Source organism: Pasteurella dagmatis (assembly GCF_900186835.1).
Classification (GTDB): domain Bacteria; phylum Pseudomonadota; class Gammaproteobacteria; order Enterobacterales; family Pasteurellaceae; genus Pasteurella; species Pasteurella dagmatis.
In genome coordinates this window covers 1,347,501-1,363,362 of the sequence record NZ_LT906448.1, presented here as the reverse complement: position 1 = coordinate 1,363,362, position 15,862 = coordinate 1,347,501, and the positions used below count along the sequence as shown (strand labels likewise).

Genomic DNA, 15,862 nt, shown 5'->3' with positions numbered 1-15,862 from the left:
TGCTTTCCTAAGCATTAAAATTATAATTTAAAAAGTCTTTAGTTTTTAAATAATAAAAAAACAAAAAGAGCCAGTCAAATGGATCGCTGGCTCTTTAAATTTCTTTACATTTTAATTATTTTCTTTCATAAAACCTTCGGCTTTTGTGACCATTTCTTTTGAACCGATAAAGAGTGGGACACGTTGATGTAGTTCAGTTGGTTGGATATCTAAAATACGATTATATCCATCACTGGCTTTACCACCGGCTTGTTCTGCTAAAAATGCCATTGGATTTCCTTCATATAATAAGCGAAGCTTACCGTTTGGATAATTAGTAGCTTTTGGATAAATATAAATACCGCCTTTTAGCATATTACGATGGAAATCAGAAACTAGCGAACCAATATAGCGAGAAGCATAAGGGCGATTAGTTGCTTTATCCTCTTCTTGGCAATATTTAATATATTTTTTTACACCTTGTGGAAATTTTAAGTACTGTCCTTCATTAATTGAATAGATTTTACCGTTTGTTGGCATTTGAAGATTCTCATGAGATAAACAGAATACACCAAGTGATGGATCGTAAGTAAAGCCATTCACACCATTACCGGTGGTATACACTAGCATTGTGGATGACCCGTAAACAATATATCCTGCTGCTACTTGGCGATTTCCCGGCTGCATAAAGTCTTCTAAAGTAACAGGGGTACCGATTGGTGAGATTCTGCGATAAATTGAGAAAATTGTACCAACAGCAACGTTAACATCAATATTGGATGAGCCATCGAGTGGATCTGTTAAAATCACATATTTTGCATTACGGCCACGTTCAGTATCAAATGCCACGAAATTTTCTTCTTCTTCAGAAGCAAAGCCTGCAACTTCTTCACGGCTCATTAATGCTTGCTTCATCGTGTTGTGGGCGAATAGGTCCAACTTCATTTGAGTTTCGCCTTGTACATTTTCTGCACCAGACGTGCCAATAATGTTGTTTGTTAATCCTGCTTTATTTATGTCACGATGAATGACTTTTGCGACTAATCGAATGGAGGATAATATCCCACTCAGTTCCCCTTTTGCATTCGGATATTCGGCTTGTTTTTCAACAATAAATTGACCCAACGTTTTCATAATTCTCATCCTTACTATTAATAAATTTTACTCATTTAATGAGTTGATTTATTATAGCAACCTTAGTTTTCTCATAGAAAAGTGGAATGTGAACAATGTGATCTTCGACACACTTTTTATGATTATTGTTTGATAGAGATGAAAAAATGACAAAAAAACACATCCATATTTTAGGAATTTGTGGCACGTTTATGGGCGGCGTTGCAATTATTGCAAAACAGCTTGGATATAAAGTAACGGGTTCTGATACAAATGTTTATCCGCCAATGAGTACTTTTCTTGAAGAAAATGGCATTAAAATTATTCCAAATTTTGACGTTTCACAATTGCAACCTATTCCAGATATGGTGATTGTGGGGAACGCAATGAAACGTGGTAATCCTTGTGTTGAATATGTGTTGGAAAATAGGTTGCCTTATACGTCTGGTCCACAGTGGTTACACGATAATTTATTGCGTGATCGCTGGGTTCTTGCTGTATCAGGCACACATGGTAAAACGACAACAACTGGGATGTTAAGTTGGATTTTAGATAAGTGTGGTTTAAGACCTGGTTTTTTAATCGGTGGTATTTCGGGCAATTTTGGCACTTCAGCACGTTTAGGTGACAGTGATTATTTTGTCATTGAGGCTGATGAATATGATACAGCATTTTTTGATAAACGTTCAAAATTCGTTCATTACAATCCAAAAACATTAATTATTAATAATATTGGTTTTGATCACGCAGATATTTTTGATGATTTAAAAGCAATTCAACGCCAATTCCATCATATGATTCGTACTATTCCTGCAAATGGTCGTATCCTATCTGTGGCAGATGAAGCCAATGTAAAAGCTACTTTAGAAATGGGGTGTTGGTCAGAAAAACAATTTTTAGGTAGTGATAAAGAATGGCATGCCGAGCGTTTACGTAATGATAGTACGGTATTTGCCGTATTCCATAATGGAGAGAAAGTGGCAGAAGTACATTGGAATGTGGTGGGGCAACATAACATGCACAATGCCTTAATGGCGATTGCAGCTGCCCATCATGTGGGTGTTTCAATTCAAGATGCTTGTGAAGCATTGTCCACTTTTGTGAGTCCAAAACGCCGTTTAGAAGTGAAAGGGGAGGTGAATGGGGTAACTGTTTATGATGATTTTGCACATCATCCAGCAGAAATTTTAGCAACATTGACCGCACTTCGTGATAAAGTTGGTGGAGGAGCACGTATTTTAGCTGTGTTAGAGCCTCGTTCAAATACCATGAAAATGGGAATACATAAAGATGAAATCGCGCCAGCATTAGGGCGTGCAGATCATGTGTTTATTTTTCAACCTGAAAATATTGGCTGGGATGTGGTAGATATTGTTAGTGATTGTGTTCAACCTGCTGTATGGAATATGAATTTAGATAAGCTAGTAGATTTGATTGTCTCAGAGGCGAAGCCAAAAGATCATATCCTTGTGATGTCAAACGGAAGCTTTGGTGGAATACATCAAAAATTATTAGACAAATTAGCAGTGAAAGTGTGAGAGCTATGCTGAAGATATAAGATGAAAGGACAAGGCATTTGCTTTGTCCTTTTTATCTCGATTGATGTTAAGGGAATTTTAACAAAAAGAAAGTCGTTAGCTGAAAACTAACGACTTTTATTAATCTGGTTGCGGGGGCCGGATTTGAACCGACGACCTTCGGGTTATGAGCCCGACGAGCTACCAAGCTGCTCCACCCCGCGTCTGTGTTGCTGTAATATACTCGCTTGAGAATTTATTGCAACAAAAACATTAAATATCTATTGCTGTTTGTTATAAAAATAAACGATGTGTGTATTTTTTATTCTTAAATAGAACTGTAGAACTCGCATGGCCGTTAAATACGAGTTAAATAAAAAGCCCTAATTTAGTCTATATTTTTTGTGTCTTTTCTGATAGCGTATGCCCTTCTATTCGCTTTCATTATTTAGGACAGAAAATGTTATTCCAGCCAAAAAACATTCTAAAATTGACCGCACTTTTTGCGGTTACTTTTCTAGCAGCTTGTTCTTCTAATCCAAAAGTTTTGGTTAAAGATGACAAAGCAGATCCGCAAAAATTTGGAGCAAAATATTCAGGAAGAACTTATCAGCAGGCGATTCTCACACCAGTATCGCGAGTTGAAAATCAAAGTGCAGTCATTAATCAAGGCGATTTCTTGACACAATTGTCAAATGTTCGTAATTACTCAAATAAATTAAGTAACCAGTTTCATCAGAATTATGCAAAAGTGACAAACTGGGTATTGTCGGGCGGTGATATTAATAATTTAGCGGAATTTGGTATTGAACCACAGCTGATGAAAGGCTTTGATGGTTATCAAAACGTGTTGATGACAGGATATTATTCCCCAGTTATTCATGCAAGACGTACATTACAAGGTAAATATAATCAGCCGATTTATGCAATGCCAAAACAAAAACGCTTTAGCCGTGCACAAGTGTATGCAGGAGCATTAGAGAAAAAAGGATTGGAATTAGCTTATAGCGATTCAATGCTCGATAATTTTTTATTAGGTGTACAAGGTAGCGGTTATGTGGATTTTGGTGAGGGTAACTTAACTTATTTTGCTTATGCTGGACAAAATGGTTTCCCTTATACTAGCGTTGGTCGTTTACTTGTGGAAGATGGTGAGATTGCGAAAGAAAAAATGTCAATTCAAGCGATTCGTGATTGGGCAAAAGCCAATCCGTCACGTTTACGTACACTATTAGAACGTAATGAATCTTATGTTTTCTTTAAAAATGATCCTTATGGAAAAGTGAAAGGTGCTGCTGGCGTACCTTTAGTGCCTATGGCTTCAGTTGCAGCAGATAGGAGTGTTGTGCCATTGGGCAGCTTGCTTTTAGTAGAGGTACCACAAATGGATAAAGATGGTAATTGGACGGGTGAACATCAACTGCATTTAATGGTTGCATTGGATGTCGGTGGTGCCGTGAAAGGTCATCATTTTGATTTATATCGTGGTATTGGTGATGATGCAGGACATATTGCTGGATTATCAAAACATTATGGTCGAGTGTGGGTATTACAATAATGGCACGAGTGGATAATTACGAGCAGCGATTTGGTGGGATTGGACGCTTATACGGTATGGATGCTCTTGAGCGATTAAGACAATCTCATGTATGTGTAATTGGTATTGGTGGAGTGGGGTCTTGGTGCGCAGAGGCATTAGCACGATCAGGCGTTGGACAATTGACACTAATTGATATGGATGATATTTGTGTAACCAATATTAATCGTCAAATTCATGCTCTTTCAGGCAATATAGGTCTGCTTAAAACAGAGGCAATGAAAGCACGGATTGAGCTAATTAACCCTGAATGCCAAGTGAACATTATTGATGACTTTATTTCGGTGGAAAATCTTCCAAAATACTTGCTACGAAATTATGATTATGTAATTGATGCTATTGATAGCGTTAAAACTAAAGCTGCGCTGATAGCATTTTGTAAGCGCAATAAAATTAGATTGATCACTGTGGGAGGAGCGGGTGGTCAAACTGATCCTAGTCAAATCCAAATTGCTGATTTGAGTAAGACAATTCAAGATCCTCTTGCTTCAAAAGTGCGGTCGCTTTTACGAAAAGAATATCATTTTAGCCAAAATCCAAAACGTAAATTTGGCATAGATTGTGTATTTTCAACACAGCCGCTTATTTTTCCGAAAATGGACGGAACTTGCAAAGTTTCAGCAACAATGAATTGTGCAAATGGTTTTGGTGCTGCTGTGATGATTACAGCGACTTTCGGGTTCTTTGCTGTGTCACGTGTAATTGATAAGTTGCTCCGTTAAGGTTTAATATCTAGAAAGAAATAAGGAGAATTGTTATCCGCTTTTTTCAATTAAACTTATTTTTTGTCTAAAAAAAAGATGGCAATTTGAGTTAAAAAAGAGTAGGCTAGAGCGAAATTTTGATCATTATTCTTAGATAAGGAATAGAAAAATGGCGCTTTCAATGAACACTTTGAAAAAAACAGTATTAGCAGTAAGTATTGCTTCTTTGGCGAGTTTTGCAAATGCAAATATCGTCACTTCAATTAAGCCTTTGGGCTTTATTGCCTCTTCTATTGCAGACGGCGTGACAGAAACTGAAGTTTTAGTTCCAGCGGGTGCCTCTCCACACGACTATAGCTTAAAGCCAACGGATGTACAAAAATTGCAAGCAGCGGAGTTGATTGTTTGGGTAGGGGAGGATGTAGATGCATTTCTTGATAAAGCCTTACGACCAATGCCATTTAAGAAAGTGTTAAGTATTTCAGATTTTTCTGAAATTGGTGATTTATTAGAAGGTGAAGCTCATGAGCATAAGCATAGCCAAGAGCATAAACATGATCACGACCATAAACATGATCATGAGCATAAACATGACCATGACCATAAACATGATCACGACCATAAACATGATCACGACCATAAACATGATCACGACCATAAACATAATCACGATCATAAACATGAGCATACTAATGCGCATCATCATGACCATGGACATGACCACGATCACAGTACTAACTGGCATGTTTGGTATTCACCAGAGATCAGTAAAATTGTTGCTGAGCGTTTAGCCTCTCGTTTAAATGAACTCTATCCAGAGAAAAAAGAGAAAATAGCACAAAACTTAGCGGAATTTAACCGCACTTTAGCTGCGCAAAGTGAAAAAATTAAACAGCAATTAGCTCCGTTGAAAGAAAAAGGTTTCTATGTATTCCACGATGCGTATAGCTATTTCAATAACGCTTATGGTCTTAACCAAACAGGTTATTTTACTATTAATCCATTAGTCGCACCTGGTGCGAAAACATTAGCGAAAATTAAAGAAGAAATTAAAGAGCATAAAGTAAATTGCTTATTTGCAGAGCCGCAATTTACACCAAAAGTGATTGAAAGCTTAAGCAAAGGAACTGGTGTTCATATTGGTCGTTTAGACCCTATGGGCGATCCTGTGAAACTTGGTGTGAATTCTTATGCGAATTTCTTACAATACACTGCAGATAGTTATTTCTCTTGTTTAAGTAAATAAATTGTGGTTTTTCGCAAAAATAAGGGCTTCTTACTAAGAGGCCCTTTTTGTTATTAGTCTTTCTTGTGAGTGTATTCTTTATACATTGCTTCGATTTGAGCTTTGTAGCGTTCCAAAATCACTTTACGACGGAGTTTTAAAGTTGGTGTAATCTCTTCCATCTTTGTAGTAAACGCTTGTGGTAACAAAGTAAATTTTTTGATTTGCTCGAAGCTCGGTAGTTCTTTTTGTAGCTCATTAATGCGTTGCTCAAACATTTTTATAATTTCAGAATGTTTAATCAGCTCCATTCGATCTTGATACTTAATATTGAGCTGCTTGGCGTGTTCTTCTAGGCTCGTAAAGCAAGGTACAATCAATGCAGACACATATTTTTTTGCATCTGCAATGACGGCAATTTGCTCAATGAATTTGTCTTTACCCACTTTTGTTTCAATGTATTGTGGTGCAATATATTTACCGTTCGAGGTTTTCATCAATTCTTTAATTCGGTCAGTAATATAAAGGTTTCCATTAGCATCAAATTCACCGGCATCACCTGTTTTCAAGAAGCCATCTTCAGTGAAAGTTTCTTTGGTTTCTTGTGGTTTTTTATAGTAACCACGCATTACCATTCCACCACGCACTAGAATTTCGTTGTTTTCACCGATTTTTACTTCAGTACCAGGCATTAATGTGCCAATTGAATTTGGATCAAAGCTATTATCTTTCCAACAAGAAACTGTAGCTGTAGTTTCTGTCATACCATAGCCTAGTTTGATGTTGATACCAATACTGTGGAAGAATAGCCCGATAGTGGGTTCAAGTTTTGCACCACCACAAGGCATCATTTTAATACGCCCACCGAGCAATTTGCGTAATTTAGAGAGAACCAATTTATCCGCAAGAGCATATTTCTTACGTAAGATAAACGGAATTGGTTTTGTTTGGCGTGCTAATTCAAAGCGTTTTTGTCCAATCGAAATTGCCCAGTTAAAAATTGTGCGACGTATAAATGATGCTTTTTGTACTTTATCCCATACAGCAGTATAAATTTTTTCATAAAAACGAGGTACTGCACACATTAATGTTGGACGAAGTTCAGAAAGGGCTTCACGCACTTTATTGCTATCTTCAAGGTAACAGTTTACAGCACCACGGTGAAGTACATATGCCACCCAAGCACGTTCAAAAATATGTGAGAACGGTAAAAATGACAGTGATACATCGTACTGATTCACATTTAATGTGGTAAATGCGGTATCGTGTGCTTCCAATTGGTGTGCAAGGTTGGCATAATCTAACATAACCCCTTTGGGTTCGCCGGTGGTGCCAGAGGTATAAATTAAAGTGAATAAATCACTTAATGATTTGCTATCTAAACGTTCTTGTAGTAAGGTTTGTTGTTGAACAGAACCTTCAGCAATGAAGGATTGCCAACTCACTGCTTTAGGGTGTTCTTGTAAATTAATATCTTCTTTCATTGCGACAATTTTTTGTAACTGTGGGCAGTTTTCAAAAATATCTAGCGCACAGTTGTACTCTTCTTGATCGCCGACGAATAAAATTTTTACATCTGCATTATTGAGAATGTATTCAACTTGTTTGGCTGCACTTGTTGCATAAATAGGCACGACAATGGCACGAGTTTGTAATGAACCAATATCAGCAATTGTCCAACGTGGCATATTGTGTGCAAAGATCGCAATCTTATCTTGAATATCAATATTATTTGCTAATAAAGCGTAAGAAAACGCATCTATTTCTTGTTGGAATTGTTGCCAACTAATGTCTTTCCAGCTGTCTTCAGCGTGATAGCGTAGGGCAGTATCATTTGATAAACGCTTAGATTGTTCACGAATACGGTTAACAAAATGTAAATTCAAATTACTCATTGTGTCCTTTGTCTATTTTAGTATGATTTAACCATATTAGCTTACACTTGTTCGCTAAAATACACTAGTTATTTTTACAGAAAGCATACGGAATTTTGAGTAGAATCACGATTTTTTACGAGAACTCATCTAAATCTTAAACATGAAGTATTCATACTGAATATTTTGTTTTTTGCTAAAAAATAGTATAGGATGAAATCAAGTTCTTATCTTAGAACTTAATTTTATTGTCAAAAAATACACGGGAGCTTGTGATGAAAAAATTAATTGCTGTTTTATTATCTGCAACATTTGCATTAAGTTTAACTGCTTGTGAAACTACTAAAGGTATGGGGAAAGATATTCAAAAAGTGGGTTCTAAAATCGAGAACGCAGCAAGTAAGTAATTTGCTTTTACCCGAATATAATATTTAATCAAAAGCCGAATAGATAATCTGTAAATTCGGCTTTTATTTTTATAGGTGATAAAAAAGCCCCTTGTTTATGCAAGAGGCTTGGTGAATAAAATCTTAAGATTAAGCTTTATAGTTGTGAACTAATGCCACTAAGTCTAACACTTTGTTAGAATAACCTGCTTCGTTGTCATACCAAGAAACTAATTTCACGAATGTATCTGTTAATGCGATACCTGCTGCTGCATCAAATACAGAGGTTAATGTACAGCCGTTGAAGTCTGTAGAAACTACAGCATCTTCAGTATAACCTAAAACGCCTTTCATTTCGTTTTCAGAAGCACGTTTGATTTCTGCACAGATTTCAGCGTAAGTTGCTGGTTTTTCTAAGTTAACGGTTAAATCAACAACAGATACGTTTGTAGTAGGAACACGGAAAGCCATACCTGTTAATTTTCCGTTTAATGCTGGTAATACTTTACCTACTGCTTTAGCTGCACCAGTTGATGAAGGAATAATATTTTGTGAAGCACCACGACCACCACGCCAGTCTTTTGCTGATGGACCGTCAACTGTTTTTTGTGTTGCTGTTGTTGCGTGAACAGTTGTCATTAAACCATCTTTAATACCAAATTTCTCGTGAATTACTTTTGCTAATGGTGCTAAGCAGTTAGTTGTACAAGATGCGTTAGAAACGATATCTTGACCTTCATATTTATCGAAGTTTACACCTCTTACGAACATTGGAGTTGCATCTTTAGATGGACCAGTTAAAACAACTTTTTTCGCACCCGCAGTGATGTGTTTACGTGCTGTTGCATCATCTAAGAATAAACCAGTTGCTTCAACTGCGATATCTACACCGATTTCGTCCCATTTTAAGTTCGCTGGATCACGCTCAGCAGTTACACGGATTGATTTACCGTTAACAACTAAGTTGCCATCTTTTACTTCAACAGTACCATCGAAACGACCGTGAGTTGAATCGTATTTAAGCATATAAGCCATATATTCAACATCGATTAAGTCGTTGATACCTACAACTTCGATGTCATCACGATGTTGTGCAGCACGGAATACGATACGACCGATACGGCCAAAGCCGTTGATACCAATTTTAATTGCCATAAGATTTTCACCTATATTTAAAGTTAAACAAAACTGTTACATAGAACAAAAATGGAATGTTTCACTTTTGTTTTTTGTCACTGTGGATTATAGCATGGTTTTTTTTTAGTTGTGAAACTAGACCATGGGGAAAACCATAACAGATAAACTTTTTGTGATCTATGTCAAAATAATAAAAAAAGTAACTTGTAGAACTTTATTCTATTTTTTAAAACAAATTATTAGATAATTTTTATTGAGGAAGAAAATGAAAAAAAGGGAAGAAATGACGGATATGCAAGTACATATCTGTTTAAATCAGGGCACAGAACATCCATTTACTGGAAAATTATTAAATCAACATAAAAAAGGACTATATCGCTGTGTCGTGTGCCATTCGCCACTTTTTGTTTCTGATACAAAATTTGATGCGGGTTGTGGTTGGCCAAGCTTTTTTGAAGCTATATCACCAGAAGCTATTCGTTATTTGGATGATTATAAGTTATCACGTCCTCGAGTGGAAATTCGTTGTGGTAAATGTGATTCACATTTGGGACACGTGTTTGAAGATGGTCCTGAACCAACAGGTTTACGTTACTGTGTGAATTCAGTTTCTATGGCATTTGAAGATTTAGAAACAGGAGAGATTATCGAAGGATAAGTTTCCAAAAAATCCACCGCACTTTCGGATTTTTAGCTGATTTTGCTTGGAATTCTCGGCATAATAAGGCACATAATTTATTATAAAGGAACGTATTATGGCTCAAGGTAATTTATATATTCTTTCTGCACCCAGTGGAGCAGGTAAATCTTCATTAATTTCGGCATTATTAAATCAGCAAGATAATAATAAAATGATGGTATCTGTTTCGCATACTACAAGACTACCACGCCCTGGTGAGAGCCACGGTGTACATTATTATTTTGTGTCAGTTGAGGAATTTGAAGCATTGATCGAGCAGGATTTATTCCTCGAGTATGCAAGAGTCTTTGGTGGTAATTATTACGGTACCTCATTGCCGGCGATTGAGGAAAATCTTGCGAAAGGGATCGATGTATTTTTAGATATTGATTGGCAAGGTGCGCAGCAAATACGCCAAAAAGTGCCTAACGTAAAAAGCATTTTTATTTTACCACCATCGTTAGTTGAGCTAGAGCGTCGTTTGATTGGTCGTGGGCAAGATAGTGAAGAAGTGATCGCAAATCGTATGTCTAAAGCGATTGAAGAAATTTCACATTACAATGAATATGATTATGTGATTGTTAATGATGTGTTTGAACAAGCATTAGCAGATTTACAAGCAATTTTACGCGCAGAGCGTTTAACTTTAGTACATCAAGACAAACAAAATCAGGCTTTAATTGAACAATTACTAGCAAAATAGGCTGCACTTTAGTATCATAGGAACCCTTTTTTAACATTTTTTGACTAATAAGAGATGGAGTAATATATGGCTCGTGTAACAGTACAAGATGCGGTAGAGAAAATTGGTAACCGTTTTGATTTAATTTTGACCGCAGCGCGTCGTGCAAGACAATTACAGTTACATATTCGTGAACCTTTAGTGCCAGAAGATAATGACAAACCAACCGTTATAGCATTACGTGAAATTGAAAAAGGTTTGATCAATAACGACATTATGAATGCACAAGAGCGTTATGATGCGTTAGAAAAAGAAAACTCTGAATTACACGCTGTTTCTTTGTTATCTAACAATCAATAAAAGTGCGGTCATTTTTTGCCAAGTTTTCCTTTATTAACATTGAAATAAGTCAGGTGTCCCTTGTATCTTTTTGAAAGTTTAAATCGAATTATTGAGGCATATTTGCCGGCAGAACAGATTGAACTAGTAAAACGTGCGTACGTTATTGCTCGTGATGCACACGAGGGACAGTCGCGTTCTAGCGGTGAACCTTATATTACACACCCAGTTGCCGTCGCATCAATTATTGCTGAAATGCGTTTAGATCACGAAGCAGTGATGGCAGCGTTGTTGCATGATGTAATTGAAGACACTCCCTATACCGAAGAACAGCTTGAAACTGAATTTGGTAAAAGTGTGGCAGAAATTGTGGAAGGCGTATCAAAACTTGATAAATTGAAGTTCCGCACTCGCAAAGAAGCGGCTGCAGAAAACTTCCGAAAAATGATTTTAGCAATGACACGAGACATTCGAGTCGTTTTGATTAAACTCGCCGATAGAACTCACAATATGCGCACGCTGGGTGCTTTACGTCCTGATAAACGCCGCCGTATTGCCAAAGAAACTCTTGAAATTTACAGTCCACTTGCTCATCGATTAGGGATTGAGCATATTAAAAATGAGCTTGAAGATCTTGGCTTTGAGGCGATGCATCCGCAACGCTATGCTGTATTGCAAAAAGTGGTACAAGTAGCTCGTGGTAACCGTAAAGATATGATCCAACGTATCACAAATGAAATTAAAGGTAGATTGGAAGATGTGGGGATTAATGCTCGTGTATTTGGTCGTGAGAAGCACCTGTACGCAATTTATCAAAAAATGAAACTTAAAGATCAGCAGTTTCATTCGATTATGGACATTTATGCCTTCCGAGCAGTGGTGAAAGATATTGACACTTGCTACCGTGTGTTAGGTCAAATGCACGGTTTATATAAACCGCGTCCAGGTCGTGTAAAAGATTATATTGCTGTACCCAAAGCCAATGGCTATCAGTCATTACACACCTCGATGATTGGTCCACATGGTGTACCAGTAGAAGTGCAGATACGTACTGAAGAAATGGATCAAATGGCAGAGATGGGTGTTGCTGCGCATTGGGCGTATAAAGAAGGTGGTAAAAATGACAGTACGACGGTGCAAATTCGCGCACAACGCTGGCTACAAAGCTTAATTGAATTACAACAAAGTGTGGGTAACTCGTTTGAGTTTATTGAAAGCGTTAAATCAGAATTTTTCCCGAAAGAAATTTATGTTTTTACGCCCAAAGGTCGCATTGTTGAACTGCCAGTGGGGGCTACTCCTGTGGATTTCGCTTACGCAGTGCATACTGATATTGGACATAGTTGTATCGCAGCGAATGTGGATCGTAAATCTTATCCGCTATCACAAGCATTAACATCAGGGCAAACTGTCGATATTATTACCTTGCCAAATTCACAACCTAGTGCAGGTTGGTTGAATTTCGTGGTAACTGCTAAAGCTCGCACTAATATTCGTAACTTCCTAAAAAATCTTCGTGGTGGTGAGGCATTGGCACTTGGAAAGCGTCAATTGAGCCGAGCATTGGCGCCAACAAAAGTTGAAGATCTTGCTCCAGAAAAGGTTCAAACATTATTAACAGAACTTAAATTAGAAAGTTTTGATAATTTATTAATCGAAATTGGTCTTGGCAATCAAATGAGTGCAGTAATTGCATATCGCCTTTTAGGTGAGTTGATAGAAATTGATACAGATGGCGATACGAGTAATAATAAACACCCACTTGAAATTAAAAATACAGGTGGTTTACTCACTACATTTGCACAATGTTGTCATCCTATCCCGGGCGATCCAATTGTGGCGTATACTAGCTCTGGTAAAGGATTGGTAATTCACCATGAATTTTGTGCTAACTTAAAAAACCATAAAGATAGTCCAGAACATTATATACCTGTTGAATGGGAACAAAGCGATAATATAATTGATTTTGAGGCTGAACTACGAATCGAGATGATTAATCAGCATGGTGCTTTACCAAACCTCACAACAGCGATTTCTTCTTTAGGTAGCAACATTCAAAGTATTTGGACTGAAGAACAAGAAGGGCGTATGTATCAGATTATCGTATTATTAACAGTAACTGATACAAAACATCTTGCGAATATCATTCGTAAAATTAAAACAATACCAGGTTTTGTGAATATTGAACGTAATATCAATCAATGAGCATCCAATTTCTTGATGCTGTCCCGATAACCACGCTTTCAGGTGTTGGACCAGCCGTTTCAGAAAAACTTAGTCGGATTGGCATCCATAATCTCCAAGATTTGTTATTCCATCTACCTATCCGTTATGAAGATCGTACAAGAATAACCCCAATTAAAGATCTTCGTCCAGAATCTTACGCTACCATTGAAGGAATTGTACAAACTTGTGAAGTGCAGTTTGGCAAACGCCCGATTTTAAGTGTTTCTTTATCTGATGGCACATCAAAAATCTCGTTACGCTTTTTTAATTTTAATGCAGGTATGAAATCAAGTTTGCAACCTGGTGCGAGAGTTAAGGCTTTTGGTGAAATTAAACGTGGTCGTTTTATGGCAGAGATTCATCATCCTGACTATCAGATTCTTCGTGATAATGTACCGTCGGTTTTAGAAGAAACACTAACGCCTATTTATTCTACAACAGAAGGTCTAAAACAAAATTCATTACGTAAGCTGACTGATCAAGCCTTAGCTGTATTAGATAAAATTCAAATTGCAGAAATTCTGCCTAATGAATTTAATCCTCATCCGTTTAGCTTAAAAGAGGCTATTCGTTTTTTACATCGTCCTCCGCCAGATACATCCCTTGAAGCATTGGAAAACGGTAAGCATCCCGCACAACAACGCCTGATTTTTGAAGAGTTGTTAGCGCATAATTTAGCGATGCAAAAAGTGCGGTTAGGGACGCAGCAATTTTCTGCTTATCCATTGCATTATCGTAGTGATTTAAAGCAGCGTTTTTTGGCTCAGTTACCATTTAAGCCAACAAATGCACAAGCTCGTGTAACACAAGATATTGAGCGAGATCTAGCTAATCCTTTCCCTATGATGCGATTAGTGCAAGGCGATGTTGGTTCTGGTAAAACTTTAGTTGCTGCACTTGCCGCAATTTTAGCGATTGATAATGGTAAGCAGGTAGCTTTGATGGCACCAACTGAGATTCTAGCAGAGCAACATACTGCAAGTTTTCGTCGTTGGTTAGAACCATTGGGTATTGAGGTTGGCTGGTTAGCAGGAAAAGTCAAAGGTAAAGCTCGTCAGACTGAATTAGAAGACATTCGTACAGGGAAAGTCCAAATGGTGGTGGGAACACATGCCCTGTTCCAAGAAAATGTAGAGTTTTCTGATCTTGCGTTAGTAATTGTGGACGAACAGCATCGCTTTGGTGTACACCAACGTTTAATGCTTAGGGAAAAGGGTAAAAAAGCTGATATGTATCCACATCAATTAATTATGACAGCAACACCAATCCCGAGAACTCTAGCGATGACAGTTTATGCTGATTTAGATACTTCGATTATTGATGAATTACCTCCTGGCCGAACACCAATTACGACAGTGGCAATTTCAGAGGATAGAAGAGCAGAGGTGATCGCTCGAGTCAATAATGCTTGCGTAAATGAGAAACGTCAAGCCTATTGGGTATGTACTTTGATTGATGAGTCAGAAGTGTTGGAAGCACAAGCTGCAGCAGCAATTGCGGAAGATCTTCGAAAAATTTTACCGCACTTACGTATAGGCTTAGTACATGGAAGAATGAAGCCAGCAGAAAAACAAGAAATTATGACTGCATTTAAGAGCGCAGAAATTGATTTATTAGTCGCAACAACCGTAATTGAGGTTGGCGTTGATGTTCCGAATGCGAGTTTAATGATTATTGAAAATGCGGAGCGTCTTGGTTTGTCGCAATTACACCAGTTACGTGGGCGTGTAGGACGGGGAACAACTGCATCATTTTGTGTATTAATGTATAAGCCACCATTGGGTAAAATTTCACAAAAACGCTTACAAGTGCTAAGAGAAACACAAGATGGTTTTGTTATTTCAGAAAAAGATTTGGAAATTCGGGGACCGGGTGAAGTGTTAGGCACAAAGCAAACAGGGATTGCAGAGTTTAAAGTGGCAAATTTGCTACGTGATCGAAAAATGATACCAACAGTGCAATATTATGCTCGTCGTTTAATTGTTGAACAACCTGATATTGCAGCAAAACTTACTCAACGTTGGCTCAACCAACGGGAGATTTATACGAATGTGTGATTATTCTCAATTTATTCAGCAAGCGAATTGGTTATCACCTGAGGATATGAATGTCCCACTACATATTGAAAACTGGTTGAGTTTATCTACATCACTCACTGCACAATTGAGATCCTCCTTCCCTACTATTAATATACAAGTTCTCACTGAATATTGGGTTAATAGCGTTAGTCAAAATGAACAGGATTTTTTTGTTCGAACCCATAAGCAATTTTGGTGTCGCGAAGTTTTATTAAATAGTGATACACAGCCACTGATTTTTGCTAGAACTCTGATACCTAACACTTTATTAGCTGCCCATTCAGAATTGCAACAGTTGGGTAATCGCGCTCTGGGTGAATGGCTTT

The 15,862-nt window shown here is 37.4% G+C and carries 14 protein-coding genes and 1 tRNA gene (1 of these 15 running past the window's edge); 11 read left to right on the top strand and 4 right to left on the bottom strand.

The features are described 5' to 3' along the window. Positions 1–111: 111 nt before the first annotated feature. The gene (fbp, locus tag CKV78_RS06230; protein ID WP_032855319.1) at positions 112–1,113 is read right to left on the bottom strand and encodes a class 1 fructose-bisphosphatase; all 1,002 of its coding nucleotides are present in this window, start codon (positions 1,111–1,113) and stop codon (positions 112–114) included. 146 nt (positions 1,114–1,259) lie between these two features. Between fbp and mpl the strand changes: the two genes are divergently transcribed. Beyond that, a complete protein-coding gene (mpl, locus tag CKV78_RS06225; RefSeq protein WP_005763021.1) occupies positions 1,260–2,630 on the top strand; it encodes a UDP-N-acetylmuramate:L-alanyl-gamma-D-glutamyl-meso-diaminopimelate ligase in 1,371 nt (456 codons plus the stop codon). A 126-nt stretch (positions 2,631–2,756) separates the two neighbouring features. On the opposite strand, the gene CKV78_RS06220 is transcribed toward mpl, so the two are convergent. Next, positions 2,757–2,833: transfer RNA gene (locus CKV78_RS06220), tRNA-Met, on the bottom strand. Positions 2,834–3,069: 236 nt separating this feature from the next. Between CKV78_RS06220 and mltA the strand changes: the two genes are divergently transcribed. The 3 genes from mltA (at position 3,070) to znuA (ending at position 6,156) form a co-directional block, all read left to right on the top strand. Further along, a complete protein-coding gene (mltA, locus tag CKV78_RS06215; RefSeq protein ID WP_005763020.1) occupies positions 3,070–4,167 on the top strand; it encodes a murein transglycosylase A in 1,098 nt (365 codons plus the stop codon). Then, positions 4,167–4,928: a tRNA cyclic N6-threonylcarbamoyladenosine(37) synthase TcdA gene (tcdA, locus tag CKV78_RS06210; protein WP_005763018.1), complete on the top strand. Its 762-nt coding sequence runs from the start codon at positions 4,167–4,169 to the stop codon at positions 4,926–4,928. Before mltA ends, tcdA begins: the two co-directional genes overlap by 1 nt. Before the next feature lie 151 nt (positions 4,929–5,079). Next, positions 5,080–6,156 carry a zinc ABC transporter substrate-binding protein ZnuA gene (gene znuA / locus CKV78_RS06205; RefSeq protein ID WP_005763016.1) on the top strand — a complete coding sequence of 359 codons (1,077 nt, stop codon included), beginning with the start codon at positions 5,080–5,082 and terminating at the stop codon, positions 6,154–6,156. A 53-nt stretch (positions 6,157–6,209) separates the two neighbouring features. Here the strand turns inward: znuA and CKV78_RS06200 are convergent, their stop codons facing one another. Continuing rightward, positions 6,210–8,030: an AMP-dependent synthetase/ligase gene (locus CKV78_RS06200; RefSeq protein ID WP_005763014.1), complete on the bottom strand. Its 1,821-nt coding sequence runs from the start codon at positions 8,028–8,030 to the stop codon at positions 6,210–6,212. Between the two features lie 254 nt (positions 8,031–8,284). Here CKV78_RS06200 and CKV78_RS06195 point away from each other — a divergent pair, with 254 nt between their 5' ends. Continuing rightward, complete coding sequence (locus CKV78_RS06195) at positions 8,285–8,416, top strand: entericidin A/B family lipoprotein (protein ID WP_005763013.1); 132 nt, start codon at positions 8,285–8,287, stop codon at positions 8,414–8,416. Positions 8,417–8,545: 129 nt separating this feature from the next. On the opposite strand, the gene gap is transcribed toward CKV78_RS06195, so the two are convergent. After that, positions 8,546–9,550, bottom strand: coding sequence for a type I glyceraldehyde-3-phosphate dehydrogenase (gene gap / locus CKV78_RS06190; RefSeq protein WP_005763011.1), 1,005 nt, complete (start codon positions 9,548–9,550; stop codon positions 8,546–8,548). Between the two features lie 247 nt (positions 9,551–9,797). Between gap and msrB the strand changes: the two genes are divergently transcribed. From msrB to CKV78_RS06160, 6 genes are all read left to right on the top strand, one after another. Continuing rightward, positions 9,798–10,190: a peptide-methionine (R)-S-oxide reductase MsrB gene (msrB, locus tag CKV78_RS06185; RefSeq protein ID WP_005763009.1), complete on the top strand. Its 393-nt coding sequence runs from the start codon at positions 9,798–9,800 to the stop codon at positions 10,188–10,190. A gap of 97 nt (positions 10,191–10,287) precedes the next feature. Further along, positions 10,288–10,914 carry a guanylate kinase gene (gene gmk, locus CKV78_RS06180; protein ID WP_005763008.1) on the top strand — a complete coding sequence of 209 codons (627 nt, stop codon included), beginning with the start codon at positions 10,288–10,290 and terminating at the stop codon, positions 10,912–10,914. Positions 10,915–10,980: 66 nt separating this feature from the next. After that, positions 10,981–11,253, top strand: a complete 273-nt coding sequence (gene rpoZ / locus CKV78_RS06175; protein WP_005763006.1) for a DNA-directed RNA polymerase subunit omega — start codon at positions 10,981–10,983, stop codon at positions 11,251–11,253. Positions 11,254–11,313: 60 nt separating this feature from the next. After that, entirely contained in the window at positions 11,314–13,437 is a 2,124-nt protein-coding gene (gene spoT, locus CKV78_RS06170) for a bifunctional GTP diphosphokinase/guanosine-3',5'-bis pyrophosphate 3'-pyrophosphohydrolase (RefSeq protein ID WP_005763004.1), read from the top strand. Further along, positions 13,434–15,515, top strand: coding sequence for an ATP-dependent DNA helicase RecG (gene recG / locus CKV78_RS06165; protein ID WP_005763002.1), 2,082 nt, complete (start codon positions 13,434–13,436; stop codon positions 15,513–15,515). Before spoT ends, recG begins: the two co-directional genes overlap by 4 nt. Continuing rightward, positions 15,508–15,862, top strand: partial view of a chorismate lyase gene (locus CKV78_RS06160; RefSeq protein ID WP_005763000.1) — the 5' portion only. 158 nt of this gene lie beyond the right edge of the window; only the first 355 of its 513 coding nucleotides appear in the window; its start codon is at positions 15,508–15,510; its stop codon lies off the right edge, out of view. Before recG ends, CKV78_RS06160 begins: the two co-directional genes overlap by 8 nt.

Excerpts from the sequence above, each read along its gene's own strand:
- fbp (WP_032855319.1), bottom strand. The coding sequence starts at position 1,113 with ATGAAAACGTTGGGTCAATTTATTGTTGAAAAACAAGCCGAATATCCG.
- mpl (WP_005763021.1), top strand. The coding sequence starts at position 1,260 with ATGACAAAAAAACACATCCATATTTTAGGAATTTGTGGCACGTTTATG.
- mltA (WP_005763020.1), top strand. The coding sequence starts at position 3,070 with ATGTTATTCCAGCCAAAAAACATTCTAAAATTGACCGCACTTTTTGCG.
- tcdA (WP_005763018.1), top strand. The coding sequence starts at position 4,167 with ATGGCACGAGTGGATAATTACGAGCAGCGATTTGGTGGGATTGGACGC.
- znuA (WP_005763016.1), top strand. The coding sequence starts at position 5,080 with ATGGCGCTTTCAATGAACACTTTGAAAAAAACAGTATTAGCAGTAAGT.
- CKV78_RS06200 (WP_005763014.1), bottom strand. The coding sequence starts at position 8,030 with ATGAGTAATTTGAATTTACATTTTGTTAACCGTATTCGTGAACAATCT.
- CKV78_RS06195 (WP_005763013.1), top strand. The coding sequence starts at position 8,285 with ATGAAAAAATTAATTGCTGTTTTATTATCTGCAACATTTGCATTAAGT.
- gap (WP_005763011.1), bottom strand. The coding sequence starts at position 9,550 with ATGGCAATTAAAATTGGTATCAACGGCTTTGGCCGTATCGGTCGTATC.
- msrB (WP_005763009.1), top strand. The coding sequence starts at position 9,798 with ATGAAAAAAAGGGAAGAAATGACGGATATGCAAGTACATATCTGTTTA.
- gmk (WP_005763008.1), top strand. The coding sequence starts at position 10,288 with ATGGCTCAAGGTAATTTATATATTCTTTCTGCACCCAGTGGAGCAGGT.
- rpoZ (WP_005763006.1), top strand. The coding sequence starts at position 10,981 with ATGGCTCGTGTAACAGTACAAGATGCGGTAGAGAAAATTGGTAACCGT.
- recG (WP_005763002.1), top strand. The coding sequence starts at position 13,434 with ATGAGCATCCAATTTCTTGATGCTGTCCCGATAACCACGCTTTCAGGT.